Annotated in this window: 19 protein-coding genes; 7 read left to right on the top strand and 12 right to left on the bottom strand. The window is 69.0% G+C overall.

All coding sequences use genetic code 11. The features are described from left to right. Positions 1 to 77: 77 nt before the first annotated feature. Positions 78 to 1,166 (bottom strand): tartrate dehydrogenase, encoded by a 1,089-nt coding sequence (locus tag K5880_RS20875; protein WP_297657084.1) that lies wholly within the window; start codon positions 1,164 to 1,166, stop codon positions 78 to 80. A gap of 114 nt (positions 1,167 to 1,280) precedes the next feature. Between K5880_RS20875 and K5880_RS20880 the strand changes: the two genes are divergently transcribed. Further along, positions 1,281 to 2,222 carry a LysR substrate-binding domain-containing protein gene (locus K5880_RS20880; protein WP_297657087.1) on the top strand — a complete coding sequence of 314 codons (942 nt, stop codon included), beginning with the start codon at positions 1,281 to 1,283 and terminating at the stop codon, positions 2,220 to 2,222. A gap of 81 nt (positions 2,223 to 2,303) precedes the next feature. Here the strand turns inward: K5880_RS20880 and K5880_RS20885 are convergent, their stop codons facing one another. After that, positions 2,304 to 2,546, bottom strand: coding sequence for a glutaredoxin domain-containing protein (locus K5880_RS20885; RefSeq protein WP_297657090.1), 243 nt, complete (start codon positions 2,544 to 2,546; stop codon positions 2,304 to 2,306). Between the two features lie 113 nt (positions 2,547 to 2,659). On the opposite strand from K5880_RS20885, the gene K5880_RS20890 reads away from it, so the two are divergent. Genes K5880_RS20890 through K5880_RS20905 form a run of 4 tightly spaced genes read left to right on the top strand, consistent with a single transcriptional unit; the run spans position 2,660 to position 6,108 of the window. Next, complete coding sequence (locus K5880_RS20890) at positions 2,660 to 3,886, top strand: helix-turn-helix domain-containing protein (protein ID WP_297657093.1); 1,227 nt, start codon at positions 2,660 to 2,662, stop codon at positions 3,884 to 3,886. Positions 3,887 to 3,934: 48 nt separating this feature from the next. Next, complete coding sequence (locus tag K5880_RS20895; RefSeq protein WP_297657096.1) at positions 3,935 to 4,636, top strand: hypothetical protein; 702 nt, start codon at positions 3,935 to 3,937, stop codon at positions 4,634 to 4,636. Between the two features lie 37 nt (positions 4,637 to 4,673). Further along, a complete protein-coding gene (locus K5880_RS20900; RefSeq protein ID WP_297657099.1) occupies positions 4,674 to 5,450 on the top strand; it encodes a DUF899 domain-containing protein in 777 nt (258 codons plus the stop codon). Positions 5,451 to 5,472: 22 nt separating this feature from the next. Beyond that, a complete protein-coding gene (locus K5880_RS20905) occupies positions 5,473 to 6,108 on the top strand; it encodes a hypothetical protein (protein ID WP_297657102.1) in 636 nt (211 codons plus the stop codon). On the opposite strand, the gene K5880_RS20910 is transcribed toward K5880_RS20905, so the two are convergent. From K5880_RS20910 to K5880_RS20925, 4 genes are all read right to left on the bottom strand, one after another. Continuing rightward, positions 6,050 to 7,351: a TRAP transporter large permease gene (locus tag K5880_RS20910; RefSeq protein ID WP_297657105.1), complete on the bottom strand. Its 1,302-nt coding sequence runs from the start codon at positions 7,349 to 7,351 to the stop codon at positions 6,050 to 6,052. The two genes, K5880_RS20905 and K5880_RS20910, sit on opposite strands and share 59 nt — an antisense overlap. Continuing rightward, a complete protein-coding gene (locus tag K5880_RS20915) occupies positions 7,348 to 7,848 on the bottom strand; it encodes a TRAP transporter small permease subunit (protein WP_297657108.1) in 501 nt (166 codons plus the stop codon). Before K5880_RS20915 ends, K5880_RS20910 begins: the two co-directional genes overlap by 4 nt. A gap of 23 nt (positions 7,849 to 7,871) precedes the next feature. Continuing rightward, positions 7,872 to 8,861 (bottom strand): TRAP transporter substrate-binding protein DctP, encoded by a 990-nt coding sequence (gene dctP, locus K5880_RS20920; protein WP_297657111.1) that lies wholly within the window; start codon positions 8,859 to 8,861, stop codon positions 7,872 to 7,874. Positions 8,862 to 8,938: 77 nt separating this feature from the next. Continuing rightward, positions 8,939 to 9,412, bottom strand: a complete 474-nt coding sequence (locus tag K5880_RS20925) for a type II 3-dehydroquinate dehydratase (protein ID WP_297657114.1) — start codon at positions 9,410 to 9,412, stop codon at positions 8,939 to 8,941. Between the two features lie 126 nt (positions 9,413 to 9,538). Between K5880_RS20925 and K5880_RS20930 the strand changes: the two genes are divergently transcribed. Continuing rightward, positions 9,539 to 10,330 carry an IclR family transcriptional regulator gene (locus K5880_RS20930; RefSeq protein ID WP_297657116.1) on the top strand — a complete coding sequence of 264 codons (792 nt, stop codon included), beginning with the start codon at positions 9,539 to 9,541 and terminating at the stop codon, positions 10,328 to 10,330. 104 nt (positions 10,331 to 10,434) lie between these two features. After that, the gene (locus K5880_RS20935) at positions 10,435 to 10,782 is read left to right on the top strand and encodes a DUF1428 domain-containing protein (protein ID WP_297657119.1); all 348 of its coding nucleotides are present in this window, start codon (positions 10,435 to 10,437) and stop codon (positions 10,780 to 10,782) included. Here the strand turns inward: K5880_RS20935 and K5880_RS20940 are convergent. The 6 genes from K5880_RS20940 to K5880_RS20965 form a co-directional block, all read right to left on the bottom strand. Next, positions 10,772 to 12,022, bottom strand: coding sequence for an MFS transporter (locus tag K5880_RS20940; RefSeq protein ID WP_297657123.1), 1,251 nt, complete (start codon positions 12,020 to 12,022; stop codon positions 10,772 to 10,774). The genes K5880_RS20935 and K5880_RS20940 overlap by 11 nt on opposite strands. A gap of 80 nt (positions 12,023 to 12,102) precedes the next feature. After that, positions 12,103 to 13,383 carry a TRAP transporter large permease subunit gene (locus K5880_RS20945; protein ID WP_297657126.1) on the bottom strand — a complete coding sequence of 427 codons (1,281 nt, stop codon included), beginning with the start codon at positions 13,381 to 13,383 and terminating at the stop codon, positions 12,103 to 12,105. Between the two features lie 13 nt (positions 13,384 to 13,396). Beyond that, the gene (locus K5880_RS20950) at positions 13,397 to 13,894 is read right to left on the bottom strand and encodes a TRAP transporter small permease (RefSeq protein WP_297657129.1); all 498 of its coding nucleotides are present in this window, start codon (positions 13,892 to 13,894) and stop codon (positions 13,397 to 13,399) included. A gap of 1 nt (position 13,895) precedes the next feature. Further along, positions 13,896 to 15,284 carry an FAD-linked oxidase C-terminal domain-containing protein gene (locus K5880_RS20955; protein ID WP_297657131.1) on the bottom strand — a complete coding sequence of 463 codons (1,389 nt, stop codon included), beginning with the start codon at positions 15,282 to 15,284 and terminating at the stop codon, positions 13,896 to 13,898. 56 nt (positions 15,285 to 15,340) lie between these two features. Further along, on the bottom strand, positions 15,341 to 16,363 hold the full coding sequence (locus K5880_RS20960; RefSeq protein ID WP_297657134.1) for a TRAP transporter substrate-binding protein: 1,023 nt from the start codon (positions 16,361 to 16,363) through the stop codon (positions 15,341 to 15,343). After that, entirely contained in the window at positions 16,360 to 17,271 is a 912-nt protein-coding gene (locus K5880_RS20965; RefSeq protein WP_297657138.1) for a fumarylacetoacetate hydrolase family protein, read from the bottom strand. The genes K5880_RS20960 and K5880_RS20965 overlap by 4 nt, the downstream gene beginning before the upstream one ends. Positions 17,272 to 17,321: the final 50 nt, after the last annotated feature.

A 17,321-nucleotide genomic window follows, 5' to 3' on the forward strand; every position in this document is an offset into this window, starting at 1 on the left:
TGGTCTGAGGGAAATTGCCGTTCGAGCGGCGTGCGAAATGGGGACCGCTCAAGGCAGTCTCCGGGTGAAATGCAGAGTCAGGCGGCCTTGCGCTGCTGGCTCGCGGTCAGCAACTCGCATACAGCCTGCGTCACCTGCGCGGTAGTGGCCTTGCCGCCCAGGTCGCCGGTGTGCAGCGCCGGGTTGGCAGTCACCTGTTCAATTGCGCTCATCAGCCGCCTGGCCGCGTCCATCTCGCCCAGGTGCTCAAGCAACATCACGCAGCTCCAGAAGGTGCCGACCGGATTGGCCAGGCCCTTGCCCATGATGTCGAAGGCCGAGCCGTGGATCGGCTCGAACATCGACGGGTAGCGGTGCTCGGGATCGATGTTGCCCGTGGGCGCAATGCCCAGGCTGCCCGCCAGCGCGGCGGCCAGGTCGCTCAGGATGTCGGCGTGCAGGTTGGTCGCGACGATGGTATCGAGCGACGACGGCCGGTTGACCATGCGCGCCGTCGCGGCGTCGACGAGTTCCTTGTCCCAGGTGACGTCCGGGAACTCCTTTGAGATCTGCACCGCGATCTCGTCCCACATCACCATGGCATGGCGCTGGGCGTTGCTCTTGGTGATCACGGTCAGCAGCTTGCGAGGGCGCGACTGCGCCAGTCTGAACGCGAACCGCATGATGCGTTCCACGCCGACGCGGGTCATCATGCTCACGTCGGTGGCGGCCTCGATGGGGTGGCCCTGGTGCACGCGGCCGCCGACGCCTGCGTACTCACCTTCCGAGTTCTCGCGCACGATCACCCAGTTCAGGTCCTCGGCCTTGCAGCGCTTGAGGGGTGCATCGATACCCGGCAGGATGCGCGTGGGGCGCACGTTGGCGTACTGGTCAAAGCCCTGGCAGATCTTCAGGCGCAGGCCCCACAGCGTGATGTGGTCCGGAATGTGCGGGTCGCCCGCGGAGCCGAACAGGATCGCGTCCTTGTCGCGCAGCGACTCCAGGCCGTCGTCGGGCATCATCACGCCGTGCTCACGGTAGTGGTCACCACCCCAGTCGAAATTCTCGAACTGGAAGCGAAACGCGTGGGATGTCGCGGCCAGCGCCTCCAGCACCTGCTGGCCGGCGGGCACGACTTCCTTGCCGATGCCGTCTCCGGGAATGGTTGCGATCGCGTAGGTTTTCATGGAGCGTCTCTCTGAGGGGGAAGGGTCAATGGCACCACTGTAGGGGTTCGACACGACATCGAAACGCCGATAAAGTGAATCCATCGTTAACCTGCATTCAACAATCAAGTCCCCATGAACCCAGCCATTCAACCCGCCGACCTGGGCTTCTTCTCTGTGCTGGCCAGCGCCGGCAGCCTGAGCGCGGCGGCGCGCGAGCTCGGCGTGACCACGCCCGCCGTGAGCAAACACCTGGCGCAGATGGAGGCGCGCCTGGGTGTGGGCCTGCTCAACCGCACCACGCGGCGCATGAGCCTGACCCCCGAGGGCGAGGTGTACCTTGAGCACGCACGCCGCATCCTGGGCGAGATCGACGACATGGAGGATTTGCTGGGCGTCTCGCGCTCCACGCCCACCGGCCTGCTGCGCGTCAACGCCACTCTGGGTTTCGGCCGCAGCCATGTCGCCCCCCTCATTTCCCGTTTCGTGCGCAAGCACCCGCAGGTGGAGGTGCAGTTGCAGCTCTCGGTCAACCCGCCGCCACTCACCGAAGATGCTTTCGACGTCTGCATCCGCTTCGGCGCCCCGCCCGACTCGCGCATGATCGCGCGGCACATCGCACCCAACCGCCGCCTGCTTTGCGCCTCGCCCCGCTATCTCGCGAAGCACGACATGCCCAAGGTGCCGCACGATCTCACGCGCCACAACTGCATCGGCATCCGCCAGGGCGAAGAGGCGTATGGCGTGTGGCGCCTGTCCAGCGGTCGCGGCAAGACCGCAAACACCGAGGCCGTGAAAACGCGCGGCAACCTGACCACCAACGACGGTGAGATTGCCGTCAACTGGGCGCTCGAAGGCCACGGCATCCTGATGCGCGCCGAATGGGACATCGAACGCCACCTGCGCAATGGCCGCCTGGTGCAGGTGCTGCCGCAGTACTTCACGCCCGATGCCTCGATCCACGCGGTCTATCCCCAGCGCCACCAGTTGGCAGCACGGGTACGGGCGTTCGTGGACTTCCTGACGCTCTCGTTCTCGCAACACCTGACGGGTGACCGGAACAAATTCGGAGCTTGAGCACCGGCATCCGACCGGCGCCCCGGCGAGGGCAATGCGTCTCAGTGGGTGCGTTGCCTCAGTGCTGGGCGGGCGGTCTTGTCAGCGCCCCAACTGCGCCAGCGCCGCCTGCAGCCCAGCCAGGCCACCCACGCGCTGGTCGTTGATGAAGATCTGCGGCATCTGCCGCACGGACGGGCCACACTTTTCGTAGAACGCCAGGCGTTCGGCCTCGTCGTCGAGGCGGATTTCCTCGAAGTCCAGCGAGCGGGACTTCAGCAGCATCTTGGCCGACTCGCATTGCGGGCAGGCGGACTTGGAATAAACGGCGATCTTGAGTGACATGGGCGGGAGTTTACGGGGGCCGACATGTCCGCCGCGTCCACCGGGGCATCCAGAAAACCGGCAAACGGTACAGTGACTCCCATGCCCGCACCGGCCCGTGCCCGACCTCTCCCATGGATTCCCTGATCGCCGCTTCCGCGCGCGCCCTTGCGGCCGGTGACGCGCTCGGCGCGCTCAAGCACGTCGCCCTGCGCGAGGACCCGCCGGCGCTGGCCTTGCGCGGCATTGCCATGGCGCAGCTCGGCGAGCACCCACGGGCGCGCGAACTGCTGCGGGGCGCGGCGCGTGGCTTTGGCGCGCACGAGGCGGTGTTCCGCGCGCGCTGCGTCGTCGCCGAGGCCGAGGTCGCGCTGGCCCTGCGCGACGTGGGCGGTTCGCCGCGCGCATTGCTGGCCGCCGCGACCACGCTGGAGGCGCACGCGGACCACGCCAACGCGCAGCATGCGCGCCTGATCGCGCTGCGCCGCCTGCTGTTGCTGGGCCGCCTGGGCGAAGCCGCCACAGCGCTCGCAGCCATCGACGCGGGCCAGGGCATGCCGCCTTCGCTGGCCGCGCTGGCCGAACTGGGCGCGGCTGAACTGGCCTTGCGCTCGCTGCGCACCGGCCCGGCGCGCGCGGCACTACAGCGCGCGCACGCCGCCGCCCTGCGCGCGGGCGTGCCGGCGCTGCTGGCCGAGGTGGCCGAAGCCCGGGCCGCGCTCGACCGACCCGCCGCGCGGCGCAGGGGGCCCGATGGCACCGACCAGACCCTGCGGCTGGACGAGGTCGAGGCGCTGCTGGCGTCGAACGCGCTGGTGGTGGACGCCTGCCGGCGTGGCCTGAGCGCGGGCGCCGCCTGGCAGGCGCTGGCGCGGCGGCCGGTGCTGTTCGCACTGGCGCAGGCACTGGCCGAGGCCTGGCCCGCCGACGTGGAGCGCGAGGACCTGATCGCGAACGTGTTTCGCACCCGCCACCCGGACGAAACCCACCGCGCGCGCCTGCGGGTGGAGATGGGCCGCCTGCGCGCCCTGGTCAAGCCGCTGGCGCGCGTCGAAGCCACGGCACGCGGCTTTGCGCTGGTGCCGCACGACCATGTCGAGGTGGTGGTGCTGGCACCCCCCATTGCCGGCGATCAGGCCGCGCTGCAGGCGCTGCTGGCCGATGGCGCGGCCTGGTCGACCTCGGCGCTGGCGCTGGCGCTGGGCGCGAGCCAGCGCACCGTGCAGCGCGCGCTGGCCGAGCTGCAGGCCGACGGCCGCGTGCGCGCCATCGGGCAGGCACGCGCGCGCCGCTGGCTGGCACCGCCACTGCCCGGATTCACGACAGCTTTGTTACTCCCCGCTGCACTGCCGTTTGCGTAGAGTGCTTTCACGGCGCCGATTTCCGCACGCGCCACAAGGAGCCCTCAGATGCCAACGACCACCGCAGAAGCCACGCGCCAGCGCAAGACCGACAACCGCCCCACCACCCCCGCCGAGATCGTGCGCGAGTACGGTCCCTTCGAAGGCGCCGTCAACGTGAACGGCGTCACCCACGACGGCAGCCGCGTCTGGGTGGCCCTTGGCGCGCGGCTGGACGCGATCGATCCGCACAGCGGCAAGACCGTGCACACGCTGCCCCGCGCCGGCGACGCCGGCACCGCCTTCGACGGCAAGCACCTGTACCAGATCGCCGAGTCGCGCATCGACAAGATCGATCCGGCCACCGGCCAGGTGCTGGCCTCCATTCCCGCGCCCGGCAACGGCAACGACTCGGGCCTGGCCTGGGCCGAAGGCAGCCTGTGGGTCGGGCAGTACCGCGACCGCAGGATCCACCAGATCGACCCCGAAACCGGCGCGGTGAAACGCACCATCGAGTCCAACCGCTTCGTCACCGGCGTCACCTGGGTCGAAGGCGAGCTGTGGCACGGCACCTGGGAGGGCGACGAAAGCGAGCTGCGCCGCATCCACCCCGAGAGCGGCGCCGTGCTCGAACGCCTGACCCTGCCCGAGGGCGTCGGCGTCAGCGGGCTCGAATCCGACGGCGCCGACCTGTTCTGGTGCGGCGGCGGTGGCAGCGGCAAGCTGCGCGCCGTGCGCCGCCCCCGGGCAGCGACCCGCGCCGCCGCCTGAGCCCGGCCCCCTCCACCTTCGCAAGGAGCAACATCCCATGAACACCGCCGTCCACACCACCCCTGCGCACCACCCCGTGGTGTCCCCCGACCAGTGGCTCCAGGAGCGCAAGGCGCTGCTCGTGCGCGAGAAGGAACTGCTGCGCCTGCAGGACCAGATCGCCCGCGAGCGCCGCGCGCTGCCCTGGACCCGCATCGACAAGCCCTACACCTTCGACGCGCCCGAGGGCCGGCGCACGCTGGCCGAGCTGTTCGAAGGCCGCGGCCAGCTGATCGTGCAGCACTTCATGCTCGGCGCGGGCTGGGAGCAAGGCTGCCCGAGCTGCTCCTTCATGGCCGACCACACCGACGGCATGACGGTGCACCTCGCGCAGCGCGACATCGCCTTCGTCGCGGTCTCGCACGCACCCCTGGCCGAGATCGCGCGCTTTCGCCAGCGCATGGGCTGGCGGTTCCGCTGGGTGTCGTCGCACGGCAGCGCCTTCAACCATCACTTCCACGTCAGCTTCACGCCCGAAGAAAAGGCCCGCGGCGAGGTCTACTACAACTACCGCATGCAGCCCTTCGAGATCGAGGAGCTGCCCGGCATCAGCGTGTTCGTGAAGAACGGCGCGGGCGAGGTCTTCCACACCTATTCGACCTACCGGCGCGGCGTGGAGGCCATGATGGGCACCTACCACCTGATCGACCTCACGCCCCGGGGGCGCGACGAGGACGGCCTGTCTTACCCGATGGCATGGGTGCGCCACCACGACCGCTACGATCCCGCGCCGCTGCCTGCTCCGGCCGGTGCCTGCTGCCAGGCGCACGCCTGAGCACCTCGGTGGCGGGTCCCGCATGTCGAACACGGTGTGGCCCTGGCTGGCGGTGGCCGGCCTGGGTGCCCTGCACGGGCTGAACCCCGCCACCGGCTGGCCCTGGGCCGCCGCCTGGGGCCTTCGGTCGAAGGACCGCTTGCAGGTGCTGCGCGCGCTGCTGCCGATCGCGCTCGGGCACGCCGCGTCGGTGGCGCTGGTGGTCGCTGTGGTGGGCGTGTCGGCGGCCTTCGACCGCATGCTCGATCTCGACGCGCTGCCCGCACTGGCCACCGCCGCGCTGGTGCTGGCCATCGCCGTCCACCTGTGGCGGCATGGGCGCCGCCGGCCCGAACAACACCCGCGCGCCTTCACAGGCGCGCACACCGGGCTGGCGCTCTGGTCGTTCGGCGTGTCGACCGCGCAGGGCGCGGGCCTGATGCTGGTGCCGGCCCTGGTGCCGATCTGCATGGGCAGCGGTGCGGTGCGCGAGATCACCGCCTCGGGCTCGCTGGCGATGGCGCTGCTGGCCCTGGGCGTGCACACCGCCGCCATGCTCGCGGTCACCGGCACGGTGGCGGCCGCGGTCTGCCTCGGTGTCGGCGCCGCGCGCGGCCGGTTTACCCCGAGTAGCCCGCCAGCCGCGGCAGGAACAGCACCAGATCGGGCCACAGCGTGACCACCACCAGCGCGCCGATCATCACCGCCAGGAAGGGCAGCACCTCGCGCACCAGCGCCAGCAGCGAGACTTCGGCGATCTTGGTCATCATGAACAGCAGCAGGCCGTAGGGCGGCGTGACCAGGCCGATCATGATGTTGAGCACCGCCACCACGCCGAAATGCACCGGGTCGATGCCCAGCGCCACGGCCGTGGGCAGCAGCACCGGCAGCACCACCAGGATGATGGTGGAGCCTTCGAGAAAGGCGCCGAGCAGCAGCAGGATCAGGTTGATCAGCAGCAGGAAGGCCACGGGGGAGAGGTCGTAGCCCTGGAGGAAAGCGCTCAGCGTGGCCGGGATGTTCTCGGACGTGATGACGTAGTTGAAGACCAGCGCGCCCGCGATCAGCATGCCGATGGAGATGCTGGTGCGCGCGCTGGTGATCAGCGAGTGGTAGATGTCGCCCCAGCCCAGGCTGCGGTACAGCACCACCGAGATCAGCAGGGCGTAGGCGGCCGCCAGGCCCGCCGCCTCGGTGGGCGTGGTCACGCCGCTGTAGAGGCAGCCGAGCAGGATCACCGGCAGCATCAGGGCCGGCAGCGCGTCCAGGGTGATGCGCGGCAGCTCGCGCAGCGGCACCGCGGGTTCCACCGGGAAGCGGCGGCGCCGGGACATGGCGTAGATCAGCGCCATCTGCACCGCGCCCATGAGCAGGCCGGGCAGCACCCCCGCGATGAACAGGTAACCGACCGAGGTGCCCGAAACCAGCGCGTAGAGCACCAGCGGGATCGAGGGCGGCAGGATGGGCCCGATGACGGCGGACACGGCGGTCAGTGCGGCGGCGAATTCGCGCGTGTACTTGCCGTCGCGCGTCATCATGGCCTGCATCAGCTTGCCCGAGCCGGCCGCGTCGGCCAGCGCCGAGCCCGACATGCTGGCGAAGACGATGCTCTGCAGCACGTTGACCTGCGCCAGGCCGCCGGGAAAGCGCCCGACGATGGCGTTGCAGAAGCGCAGCAGCCGGTCCAGGATGCTGCCGCTGCTCATGATGGTGGCGGCCAGGATGAACAGCGGAATGGCCAGCAACAGGAAGCTGGAATAGGTGCCGTTGAGCAGCTGCTCGGCCGCCGAGCCCATGTCCATGCCCTTGAGGTACAGGTACAGCACCGAGCCGCCGATCATGGCGTGGCCGACCGGCACGCCCAGCAGGCTGAGCGCGATGATGGCCCCCAGGGCCAGGGAGATGGGGCTGGTGAAGTTCACGGTGCGGGAGTGGATGGATCCCGGGCGGGCGGCCCGGGGCGCCACAGGCGCACGATGGCCCGGAGCTGGCGTGCGATCACGGCGAGCGAGAACACGATGTAGATCGAGTACAGCCAGTCGAAGCGGATGTTCAGGTAGGAACTCTTCTCGACCTTCATGAAGGCCACATAGTCGTAGGACGCCGGCAGCGCCATGCCGAACAGCACGATGAGGCACAACGCGCCGACGGTGCCGATCACCGCATGGCCCCTCGGCCCGAAGAAGGCCTGCACGAAGTCGATGCGGATTTCCTCTTCATCCTTCAGCACGAACGCCGCGCCCCAGAGCACCAGCCACAGCCAGGCCACCAGCGACAACTCGGCGGTCCAGCCCACCGGCCAGTTGAACACGTAGCGCAGGGCGATCTGGATGATGAAGGCGACGAAGATCACCGCGAGCAGGCCCGCGGCGATCACCTCCGCCAACCGGTGCAGGCGGGCAAGCAGCGTTCGAAGCATGGATGGCGGGTCCTGGGGCCTGTTCACTTCATCGCGTTGATCTTGTCGAGCATGCCCGCCGGCCAGTTCTTCGCGTCGTCCGAGGCCAGGTAGACCTTCTGCGCGTGTTCGCGGAAGGCGTTGACATTGGGCGCGTACACCTCCAGGCCCTGGGCCTTGAAGCCGTCGGCGAGTTCCTTCTCGCGCTTCAGGTGTTCGGCCGTGCTCCAGGCGATGGCCTTGTCGGCCGCGGCCTGGAAGCTCTTCTGCTTCGCCGCCGACATGCCCTGCCAGGTCTTCATGTTGACCGTCAGCAGGTCGTAGCCGACCAGGTGCGAGGTCAGCACGATCTGCGACATCACCTCGTAGAACTTCATGTTCTGTACGTTCGGCAACGGATTGTCCTGGCCGTCGATGGCGCCGGTCTGCAGGCCGGTGTAGGTTTCGGCGTAGGCCATGGGTGTGGGGTTGGCGCCGAGCGATCGGCCCAGCAGCTGCCAGCTGTCGCCGGGGGGCATGCGCAATTTCACGCCGGCCAGGTCGGCCGGCACGCTGATCTTCTTCTTCGGCTTGAGGCCGACCTGGCGCGTACCGAAGAAGGTCGGGCCCAGGATCTTCACCTTGAGCTGGTCTTCCACCATCTTCTTCATCTGCGCGCCCAGGTCGCTGGCGAAGAAGGCGTTGAGGTGGTTGGCGTCGCGGAACAGGTAGGCCGAGGTCAGCAGCGACCAGGCCGGGATCTGCTTGGAGATGTCCTGCGGCGAGATGTTGCCCATCTCCAGGTTGTCGCGCTGCAGCGCCACGAGCTCGGTGCCCTGGCGGAACAGGGTCGAATTGAGGAAGGCTTCGACCTTGAAGTCGGCCTCCACATCCTTGGCGAACATCTTCATCATGTCGGCGCGGATGTCCTTATCGGAGAACACGGCAGCGAAACGCAGCGTGGGCTGGGCCTGCGCCCAGGCAGGCAGACCTGCGGCGGCGGCGAGCGCCGCGCCGGTTTGCAGAACGTGGCGGCGGTTGGGTGTGAAGTTCATGGTGCTTGTCTCCTGTGGATCGTTGGTGACGGAAAGAAAACGGATGAAGGCGGAGGGATCGACGCTGTCGCGGCGCCTCAGGCAGACACCGGTGCCTGCGTGGCGATGCGCTCCATCACGGCGCGGATCGCCAGCTCGTACCCGTAGGGCCCGAAGCCGCAGATCACGCCGGTGGCCGCCAGCGACACCAGGGACTTCTGGTACATCTCCTCGCGGCGGTGGATGTTGGTGATGTGGACCTCGGCCAGCGGCTGGCAGAGCGTCTTGAGCGCGTCCAGCAGCGGGATGGAGCGGAACGACAGGCCGGCGGGGTTGATGATCACGGCCGCGGCCTTCTCCCGCGCCTCCTGCACCCAGTCCACCATCACGCCTTCGTGATTGGTCTGGCGGAATTCGCAGCGCATGCCGAATTCGTCGGCCACGCGCCGGCACAGCGCCTCGACCTGCGCCAGCGTGGTGCTGCCGTACAGGTGCGGTTCGCGCTGGCCCAGCAGGTTCAGGTTCGGGCCGTTGAGGATGTAGAGCGTTGCCGGCCCGGGTGGCTTGCGCATACAGTGGTCTCCTGCGTGTGTCGTTGTGCAAGCCTCGTCGGCCTCGCGTTTCGCCCATTCTTGAACCACCTCAGGAAAGAGTTTCCACATTGGAAACGTCTCCCTTGATATGAAATCGAACCCGCCATGAGCCTTGCACTGGACCGGGGGCTGTCGCTCCTGGAGCACCTCGCCGCCCACCCCGACGGCCTGCCGCTGGCGCTGATGGCGTCCGAACTGGACATCCCGCTGAGCGCCTGCCACCGGCTGCTGTCCGAACTGCAGCGGCGCGGCTACGTGCGCCAGAAGCGCAAACAGGGCGACTACGTGCTCACGACCAAGGTGGTGTCCATGGGGCTGGGCTACCTCAGCAGCGCCGGCATCGTGGACATCGCCGAGCCGCTGCTGGCGCGGCTGGCGCAGCGCTCGGGCGAGCTGGTGCGCCTGTCGATCGTGGACGGTGACCGCCTGACCTGGGTCGCCAAGTCCCAGGGCCAGCACCAGGGCCTGCGCTACGACCCCGACATGGGCATGGACGCGCGCCTGTCGTGCACCGCCTCCGGCCACGCCTGGCTGCTGACCATGAGCGACGAGCGCGCGCTTGACCTCGTCACCCGCCAGGGCTTCGGCGCCCCGGCGGACTACGGTCCGAAGGCACCGACCTCGGTGAAGGCCCTGCTGGGCTTCCTGCACGCGGCGCGCGTGCGCGGCTACGCCCAGATCGACGAGGTGTTCGCCCCCGGCATGAGCGCCATGGCCGTGCCCGTGCTGCGGCGCCAGGAGGCCATCGGCGTGATCAGCATCGCCGGCCCGCGCGCACGCCTGACGGCCGCGCGCATGCTCGAACTGGCACCCGTGCTGCTGGCTGCCGCCGCCGAACTCGGGCCGATCAGCAACACCTCCAGCCTGTTCGGCCGTCCGCAGCTGGGCAAGGGCTGACGGGTTCGCACCGGCCTGTCGATCTCCGGTGGTCTGGATCGTCGTGGATGCAGGAGGCCTGCCCCCGCGGGTCGCCGATCCCTTTCAACCCACAGGAGAGACACATGAAATACATCGATGGATTCGTCGCCGCGGTGCCCACCCGGAACCAGAAGGAATACCTCGAACACGCCCGCCTGGCGGCGGAGATCTTCCGCAAGAACGGCGCGCTCAGCGTGGTCGAGTGCTGGGGCAACGACGTGCCCGAGGGCAAGCTGACCTCCTTCCCCCTGGCCGTGCAGCGCAAGCCCGACGAAACGGTGGTCTTCTCGTGGATCACCTGGGCTTCGAAGCAGGCGCGCGACGCCGGCATGAAGAAGTTCATGGAAGACCCGCGCGTGAAGGACATGCAGATGCCCTTCGACGGCCAGCGTCTGATCTACGGCGGCTTCGAGGTGATCCTCACCGCCTGAGCGCGCGCGCCGGTCCGCGCCTGCGCTGACCCCGGTGCAGGAAGGCCTGCGCCAGCGCCGAAGAGCCCATCAGCGCCAGCATCAGCCAGCCCAGGTTGACCGCGCCGTGGTGCGGCACCAGCCCGACCGCGAAGCCCCCCACCGCGCCCAGCAGCTGCTGCATGAGTCCGGCCACGGCGGCGGCCGAACCCGCCAGCGCCGGTACCAGCCCGACCGTGCCGGTGAGCGCCGGCGGCACCAGCAGACCGTTGCCCAGGCCCAGCAGCATCAGCGGCACGGCGAATGCCAGCGGCGTGTTCAGCCCCGCGATGGCCAATACCAGCATGGAGCCGATGCCGCAGGCCGAACTGGCCTGGCCCAGCCACATCACGGCCTGGTCGCCCAGGCGGTGCACCAGGCGGGAGGTGAGGTAGTTGCCCACGATGTAGGACAGGGGCACGAACATGATGTAGTAGCCGATGCCCGCCGGCCCCACGCCCAGGCTGCCCAGCACGATGGGCGCGCCGGCCAGGAAGGCATAGAAGGTGGCGGTGGTCATCGACAGCACGACCACGTACAGGAGAAAGCCCGGCTCGCGCGCCAGCCGCGCGTACGCATCGAACATGGCGCGCAGCCAGTGCGCCTGCACCGGTGGCGCTTCGCCCGAGGCCACCTGCGGGCGCCCGGGCAGGCCGCGCCACGCGGCCACGAACAGCGCCAGCGCCAGCAGCGCCATCAGCACGAAGTTGGCCTGCCAGCCCAGGCGCACGTGCAGTTGCCCGCCAACGATGGTGGCCAGCGGCGGGCACACGCCCATGGCCATGCCGATGTAGGCCATCACGCGCGTGCGCTCCGGCCCCGCGAAGAGGTCCTGCACCATGGCACGGCCCACCACCATGCCGGCCGCCGCACCCGCGCCCTGCAGCACGCGCGCGGACGTGAGCGAGAACAGGTCGCCCGCCAGCGCACCCCAGATCGAGCCCACGCCAGCCAGCCCCAGGCCCAGCAGCAGGATGCGCTTGCGCCCGAGCCGGTCGGACAGCGGGCCATAGATCAGCTGCAGGCCGCCATAGGCCACCACGTAACCACTGAAGGTGAGCTGCACCGCCGCCTGGCTGGAGCCGAAGATCGCGCCCCACTCCTGCATCGAGGGAATGCAGATGGTCATGGCCAGCAGGCCGAAGGCGAGCTGGCCGACGAGGTTGGCGATCAGCAGGGCGTGGGAGGGGGATGCGGGGGCGGGCGCGGAAGAGATGGACATGGAGCGGTGGCAGGCGGGCGGCGCAGCGACGGCTGCGCCGCACCACCGGGCAGTCTACCGTTCCAAGTCTGACCCTGCGTTCAGCGGGTGAAGAAGCGCAGCGGCGCCAGCACGATCTGCGGGAACAGCACCAGCAGCATCAGCACGCCCAGCTGCGCGAACAGATAGGGAAGCACCGCGCGGATGACCGACTCCATGCGCTGGCGCGCCACGCCGCAGACGACGTTCAGCACCGTGCCCACCGGTGGCGTGATCAGGCCGATGGCGTTGTTCATGACGAACAGCACGCCGAAATACACCGGGTCGATGCCGGCCATGCGCACCACCGGCATGAGCACCGGCACCATGATCAGGATGGTGGGCGCGAAGTCCAGCGTGGTGCCCACCACCACGATCAGCAGCATGATCACGAGCAGCAGCAGCGTGGGTGAATCCACCAGCGGCTGCAGCAGATCGGCCACCACCATGGGGATGCTGGCCGCGGCGATCAGCCAGGCCGTGACCTGCGCCGCGGCCACCAGGAACATCACCACTGCCGAGGTCTTGCCGGCCGAGAGCAGCAACGCGTAGAGCTGCGAGACCTTGAGCTCGCGATAGATCACGAAACCCACGAACAGCGCGTAGAAGACCGCCATCACCGCCGCCTCGGTGGGCGTGAAGTAGCCGCCCTTCAAGCCGCCAACGATCAGCACCGGCAGCATCAGCGCCCACAGGCCCGCGCCGGTGGCCGACCAGCGCTCGCGCATCGTCGCGCGTTCGCCGCGCGGCATCTGGTCGCGCCGCGCCTGGAACATCCAGGTGCCCACCAGCGCCAGCGCCATCAGCAGGCCGGGCACGATGCCGGCGATGAACAGGCTGGTGATGGAGACGTTGCCGACCACGCCGAACATCACGAAGCCGATGGAGGGCGGGATGATGGGCGCGATGATGCCGCCCGAGGCGATCAGCCCCGAGGCGCGCGGCATGTCGTAGCCGGCCTTGCGCATCATGGGCACCAGCAGCGCGGCCACCGCGGCCGTGTCGGCAATCGCGGAGCCCGAGAGAGAGGCCATGATCACGCAGGCGAAGATCGCCACGTAGCCGAGCCCACCGGGAAAGTGGCCGACCCAGGCACTGGCCACGCCGACAATGCGCCGCGAGATGCCACCGGCGTTCATGAGTTCGCCGGCCAGCACGAAGAACGGGATGGCCATCAGCGGAAAGCTGTCCGCACCCGAGAGCATGTTCTGCGCCACGATCTGCGCGTTGAAGATGTCCATCCAGGCCATCATGGCCAGGCTGGAGACCAGCAGCGCGAAGGCGATCGGCACGCCCAGGGCCATGGCCGCGAGCAGCGAGAGAACGAAGACGATGACGATCATGAAGGGGACGTGTTCAGACGCTGTCGGACAGGCGCGGATCGGCCAGGTCGCGGCCACGCAGCAGCTGCGCGATGTTGACCAGCACCAGCAGGGCAATGGAGACGGCGCACACCCAGGCCACCGAATAGACGATGGCCAGCGAGATGCCAGTGACCAGGCCGATGTTGGCGACGTTGATGTCGTGCTGCAGGATCAGCCCCCACAGCAGCACGCCGCAGCAGGCCAGCACCAGCAGCTGCGCCAGCAGCAGGGCCGCGCGGCGCGTGCGCCCGGTGAGGCGGCGCACCACCATGTCCATGCCCAGGTGGCCGCCTTCTCGCATGGCCACGATGGCGCCCAGGAAGGTGAGCCAGATGAACAGGAAGCGCGAGAGCTCTTCCGAGGTGTTGATGCCCGAATCGAACACGTGGCGCAGCACCACGTTGCCGAACACCATGACGCACATGGCCGCCAGGCACAGCACCATGACGGCTTCGAGCGCCTTGAAGTACCAGTGGACGAGGGTTTTCATGTCAGAACGCGAATATCTTGCCGGGGTTCATCAGGTTGTGCGGGTCCAGCGCGTGCTTGATCTGCCGCATCAGCGCCACCGGCGCGTCGCCCAGCTCGTCGAGCAGGAAGCCCTGCTTGTGCAGGCCGATGCCGTGTTCGCCGGTGCAGGTGCCGTCCAGGGCCAGCGCGCGCGCCACCAGCCGCGCGTTGAGCGCCTCGGCCTGTTCGATCTCGTGCGCGCTGTCGCCGTCCACCAGCATCTGCACGTGGAAGTTGCCGTCGCCCACGTGGCCCACCATGGGCGCGATCAGGCCTGATTGCTGCAGGTCGGCCGCGGTGTCGTTGACGCAGTCGGCCAGGCGCGAGATCGGCACGCAGACGTCGGTGACCACGCTGCGGCAGCCCGGGCGCAGCTGCAGCGCCGCAAAGTAGACGTTGTGCCGCGCCTCCCACAGGCGCGTGCGCTCCTCCGGCGTGTGCGCCCACTGGAACTGCTCGCCACCGAGCTCGCCCGCGATCGACTGCACCAGCTCGATCTGTTCGCGCACGCCGGCCTCGCTGCCGTGGAACTCGAAGAACAGGTGCGGCTGCTCGGGCAGGCCTGTCTTGCTGTAACCGTTGAGGGCGCGGATCGCCACGCGGTCGACGAACTCGCAGCGCGCGATCGGCACGCCGACCTGGATGGTCTGCACCACCGCCTGCACGGCGGCGTCGATGCTGTGAAAGGCGCACACCGCGGCCGAGATGCTCTCGGGCAGCGGATGCAGCTTCACCGTCGCTTCCACCACCACGCCCAGCGTGCCTTCGGAGCCCACGAACAGGCGCGTGAGGTCGTAGCCGGCCGCGCTCTTGCGTGCGCGCCGCGCGGTCTTCACCCGCTGGCCGTCGGCCGTGACCACGGTGAGGTTGACCACGTTCTCGCGCATGGTGCCGTAGCGCACGGCGTTGGTGCCGCTGGCGCGTGTGGCGCACATACCGCCGATGGTGGCGTCGGCGCCGGGGTCGATCGGGAAGAACAGGCCCTTGTCGCGCAGCGCGGCGTTGAGGGCCTTGCGCGTCACGCCGGGCTGCACGGTGGCGGTCTGGTCCTCGTCGTGGATCGCGACGATCTGGTCCATCTGCTGCAGGTTGAGCGTGACGCCGCCCTGCGCAGCCAGCGTGTGACCCTCGAGCGAGGAGCCCGCGCCGTACGGCACCAGCGGCACGCGGTGTTCACGGCACAGGTTGACGACGGCGACCACCTCGTCGGCGCAACGCGCGAACGCCACCGCACCGGGCGGCATGGCCGCGAAGATGGATTCGTCGCGGCCATGGTGTTCGCACACGGCCGTGCTGGTGGACAGGCGATCGCCGAGCAGGGCGCGCAGGCCCTCCAGCAGGTCGGGCGGCAGAAGAACGGAAGACGTCATGACAAGGCCGCCCGGGCACGTGGCCCGGGCGTTTGAGGGAGAACGAGAGGAAGTCTTTACTTGGCCGCGGCCCGCACCTTGGCGATCTCGCTGCGCACCAGGCCCATGAACTCGGGGCCGATCTTCTCCAGGTGCGGCGCAATCGCCGGCGGCACGCGGTCGCGGATGGCCTGCAGGTCGGCGGGCGAGAACTGCGTGACCTGCACGCCCTTGTCCTTCATGCCCTGCAGCGCGCTGCCGGCTTCGGCCGCGGTGGACTTGCGCTGGAACGCGGTGGCGTTCTTCGCCGCCGTGTTCATCGCCGTCTGCTCGGCCGGCGAGAGGCTGTCCCAGTACTTCTTCGACACCGCGAAGATCAGCGGCGAATACACGTGGCCCGAGAGCGTCATGTACTTCTGCACTTCATAGAAGCGCTGCGTGTACATCAGCACCACCGGGTTCTCCTGGCCGTCGAAGGCCTTGGTCTCCAGCGCCACGAACAGCTCGGACCACGGCAGCGGCGAAGCGTTGGCACCAATCGCCTTGAAGGCATCGAGCGTCAGCGGGTTGGGCTGGGTGCGCAGCTTCAGGCCCTTGAGGTCGTCCAGCGTGTTGACCGGGCGCTTCGAGTTCGTGATGTGGCGGAAGCCGTTTTCCCACCAGCCCAGCACGTGGATGCCCACGGCCGCCAGCTTCCTGTTCAGGTGCTCGCCCACCGGGCCGTCGAACACCGCGTGCGCCTCGGCCTCGGTGTTGAAGAGAAAGGGCACGTCCTGGAAGCCGAGCTCTTTCACCTGGCCCAGCATGGCCAGCGCGCTGCCGGTGTAGAACTCCTGCACGCCGCCCTGCAGCGCGGCCAGCATCTGCGGGTCCGGGCCGAGGGCCTGGTTGGCGATCACGGCGATCTTCATCTTGCCGCCGCTGGCCTTCTCCATCTCGGCGGCGAACTGTTTCGCGGCCTGGCCGGCCGGGTGGGCGTCGGCCATGCCGTGGCCGAAGCGTGCGCTGCGCGCCTTGTAGTCCTGCGCCAGCGCGGCGGTGCTGCCGAGCGCGGCGAAGGAAGCGATGGCCATGGCGGCCAGCAATCGGTTGAGTTTCATGCGGTGGTCTCCTCTTTGCGGGTGGGGGGGTGAGGGGTGGGCAGCGGGGCGCGCGCCTCGATGCGGTTGCGCAGCAGGCCGATGCGCTCGATCTCGACTTCGCACACGTCGCCAGGCTGCATGTACAGGCGCGGCTCGCGCGCATGGCCGATGCCGGCGGGCGTGCCGGCCACGATCAGGTCGCCCGCTTCGAGCGTGATGGCCTCGCTGATGGTGACGATGAGCGAGGCGACGTCGAACACCATGTCGCTGGTGTTGGCCGACTGCACGGTCTGGCCGTTCAGCCGCGTCTCCAGCCGCAGGCCTTTCGCGCCCGGCGGCAGTTCGTCGGCGGTGACCAGCCAGGGGCCGAAGGCACCGGTACGGTCGAAGTTCTTGCCCATGGTCCACTGCGGCGTCTTGAACTGGTACTCGCGCATGCTGCCGTCGTTGAAGACCGAATAGGCCAGCACGTGCGAGAGCGCGTCCTCATGCCGGATGCAGGAACCGCCGGTACCGATCACGGCCACCAGCTCGCCTTCGAAGTCCAGCGAATCCGACAGGCCCGCGTGCTCCAGCGGCACGCCGTGCGGCACCAGGCTGGTGTTGAAGCGCGAGAACAGCGTGGGGTAGGCCGGCTGCTCGAAACCGCTCTCTTCCGTGTGGTCGCGGTAGTTCAGTCCGACGCAGATGATCTTGCGCGGCTCGGCCACTGGCGCCAGGAAGGCCACCTGCGCGAGATCGACCACGGGCTGGGCACGCATCGCGGCGGCCGCGGCGTCCAGCGCCGCCCGGCCCTGGCGGATCGCGGCGTCCAGCGAACCGGGCCAGCCGGCGGCGTCCTCGGTGGCGCCGTGCCAGGCCCCACCGGCCGGGTCCTGCACGGCCCAGCCTTCGCGCCCCTCGCGCCGGAAACGTACCAACTTCATCGAATGCTCCTCCAGGTGTGTGACGGTGTTGCGTGGGGATGGACTCTAGC

Source organism: Hydrogenophaga sp. (assembly GCF_025699295.1).
In the GTDB taxonomy this organism is placed as follows: domain Bacteria; phylum Pseudomonadota; class Gammaproteobacteria; order Burkholderiales; family Burkholderiaceae_C; genus Hydrogenophaga.

Excerpts from the sequence above, each read along its gene's own strand:
- K5880_RS20930 (WP_297657116.1), top strand. The coding sequence starts at position 9,539 with ATGAGCCTTGCACTGGACCGGGGGCTGTCGCTCCTGGAGCACCTCGCC.
- K5880_RS20890 (WP_297657093.1), top strand. The coding sequence starts at position 2,660 with ATGGATTCCCTGATCGCCGCTTCCGCGCGCGCCCTTGCGGCCGGTGAC.
- K5880_RS20900 (WP_297657099.1), top strand. The coding sequence starts at position 4,674 with ATGAACACCGCCGTCCACACCACCCCTGCGCACCACCCCGTGGTGTCC.
- K5880_RS20965 (WP_297657138.1), bottom strand. The coding sequence starts at position 17,271 with ATGAAGTTGGTACGTTTCCGGCGCGAGGGGCGCGAAGGCTGGGCCGTG.
- K5880_RS20950 (WP_297657129.1), bottom strand. The coding sequence starts at position 13,894 with ATGAAAACCCTCGTCCACTGGTACTTCAAGGCGCTCGAAGCCGTCATG.
- K5880_RS20905 (WP_297657102.1), top strand. The coding sequence starts at position 5,473 with ATGTCGAACACGGTGTGGCCCTGGCTGGCGGTGGCCGGCCTGGGTGCC.
- K5880_RS20925 (WP_297657114.1), bottom strand. The coding sequence starts at position 9,412 with ATGCGCAAGCCACCCGGGCCGGCAACGCTCTACATCCTCAACGGCCCG.
- K5880_RS20935 (WP_297657119.1), top strand. The coding sequence starts at position 10,435 with ATGAAATACATCGATGGATTCGTCGCCGCGGTGCCCACCCGGAACCAG.
- K5880_RS20880 (WP_297657087.1), top strand. The coding sequence starts at position 1,281 with ATGAACCCAGCCATTCAACCCGCCGACCTGGGCTTCTTCTCTGTGCTG.
- K5880_RS20945 (WP_297657126.1), bottom strand. The coding sequence starts at position 13,383 with ATGATCGTCATCGTCTTCGTTCTCTCGCTGCTCGCGGCCATGGCCCTG.
- dctP (WP_297657111.1), bottom strand. The coding sequence starts at position 8,861 with ATGAACTTCACACCCAACCGCCGCCACGTTCTGCAAACCGGCGCGGCG.
- K5880_RS20885 (WP_297657090.1), bottom strand. The coding sequence starts at position 2,546 with ATGTCACTCAAGATCGCCGTTTATTCCAAGTCCGCCTGCCCGCAATGC.
- K5880_RS20915 (WP_297657108.1), bottom strand. The coding sequence starts at position 7,848 with ATGCTTCGAACGCTGCTTGCCCGCCTGCACCGGTTGGCGGAGGTGATC.
- K5880_RS20960 (WP_297657134.1), bottom strand. The coding sequence starts at position 16,363 with ATGAAACTCAACCGATTGCTGGCCGCCATGGCCATCGCTTCCTTCGCC.
- K5880_RS20895 (WP_297657096.1), top strand. The coding sequence starts at position 3,935 with ATGCCAACGACCACCGCAGAAGCCACGCGCCAGCGCAAGACCGACAAC.
- K5880_RS20940 (WP_297657123.1), bottom strand. The coding sequence starts at position 12,022 with ATGTCCATCTCTTCCGCGCCCGCCCCCGCATCCCCCTCCCACGCCCTG.
- K5880_RS20955 (WP_297657131.1), bottom strand. The coding sequence starts at position 15,284 with ATGACGTCTTCCGTTCTTCTGCCGCCCGACCTGCTGGAGGGCCTGCGC.
- K5880_RS20875 (WP_297657084.1), bottom strand. The coding sequence starts at position 1,166 with ATGAAAACCTACGCGATCGCAACCATTCCCGGAGACGGCATCGGCAAG.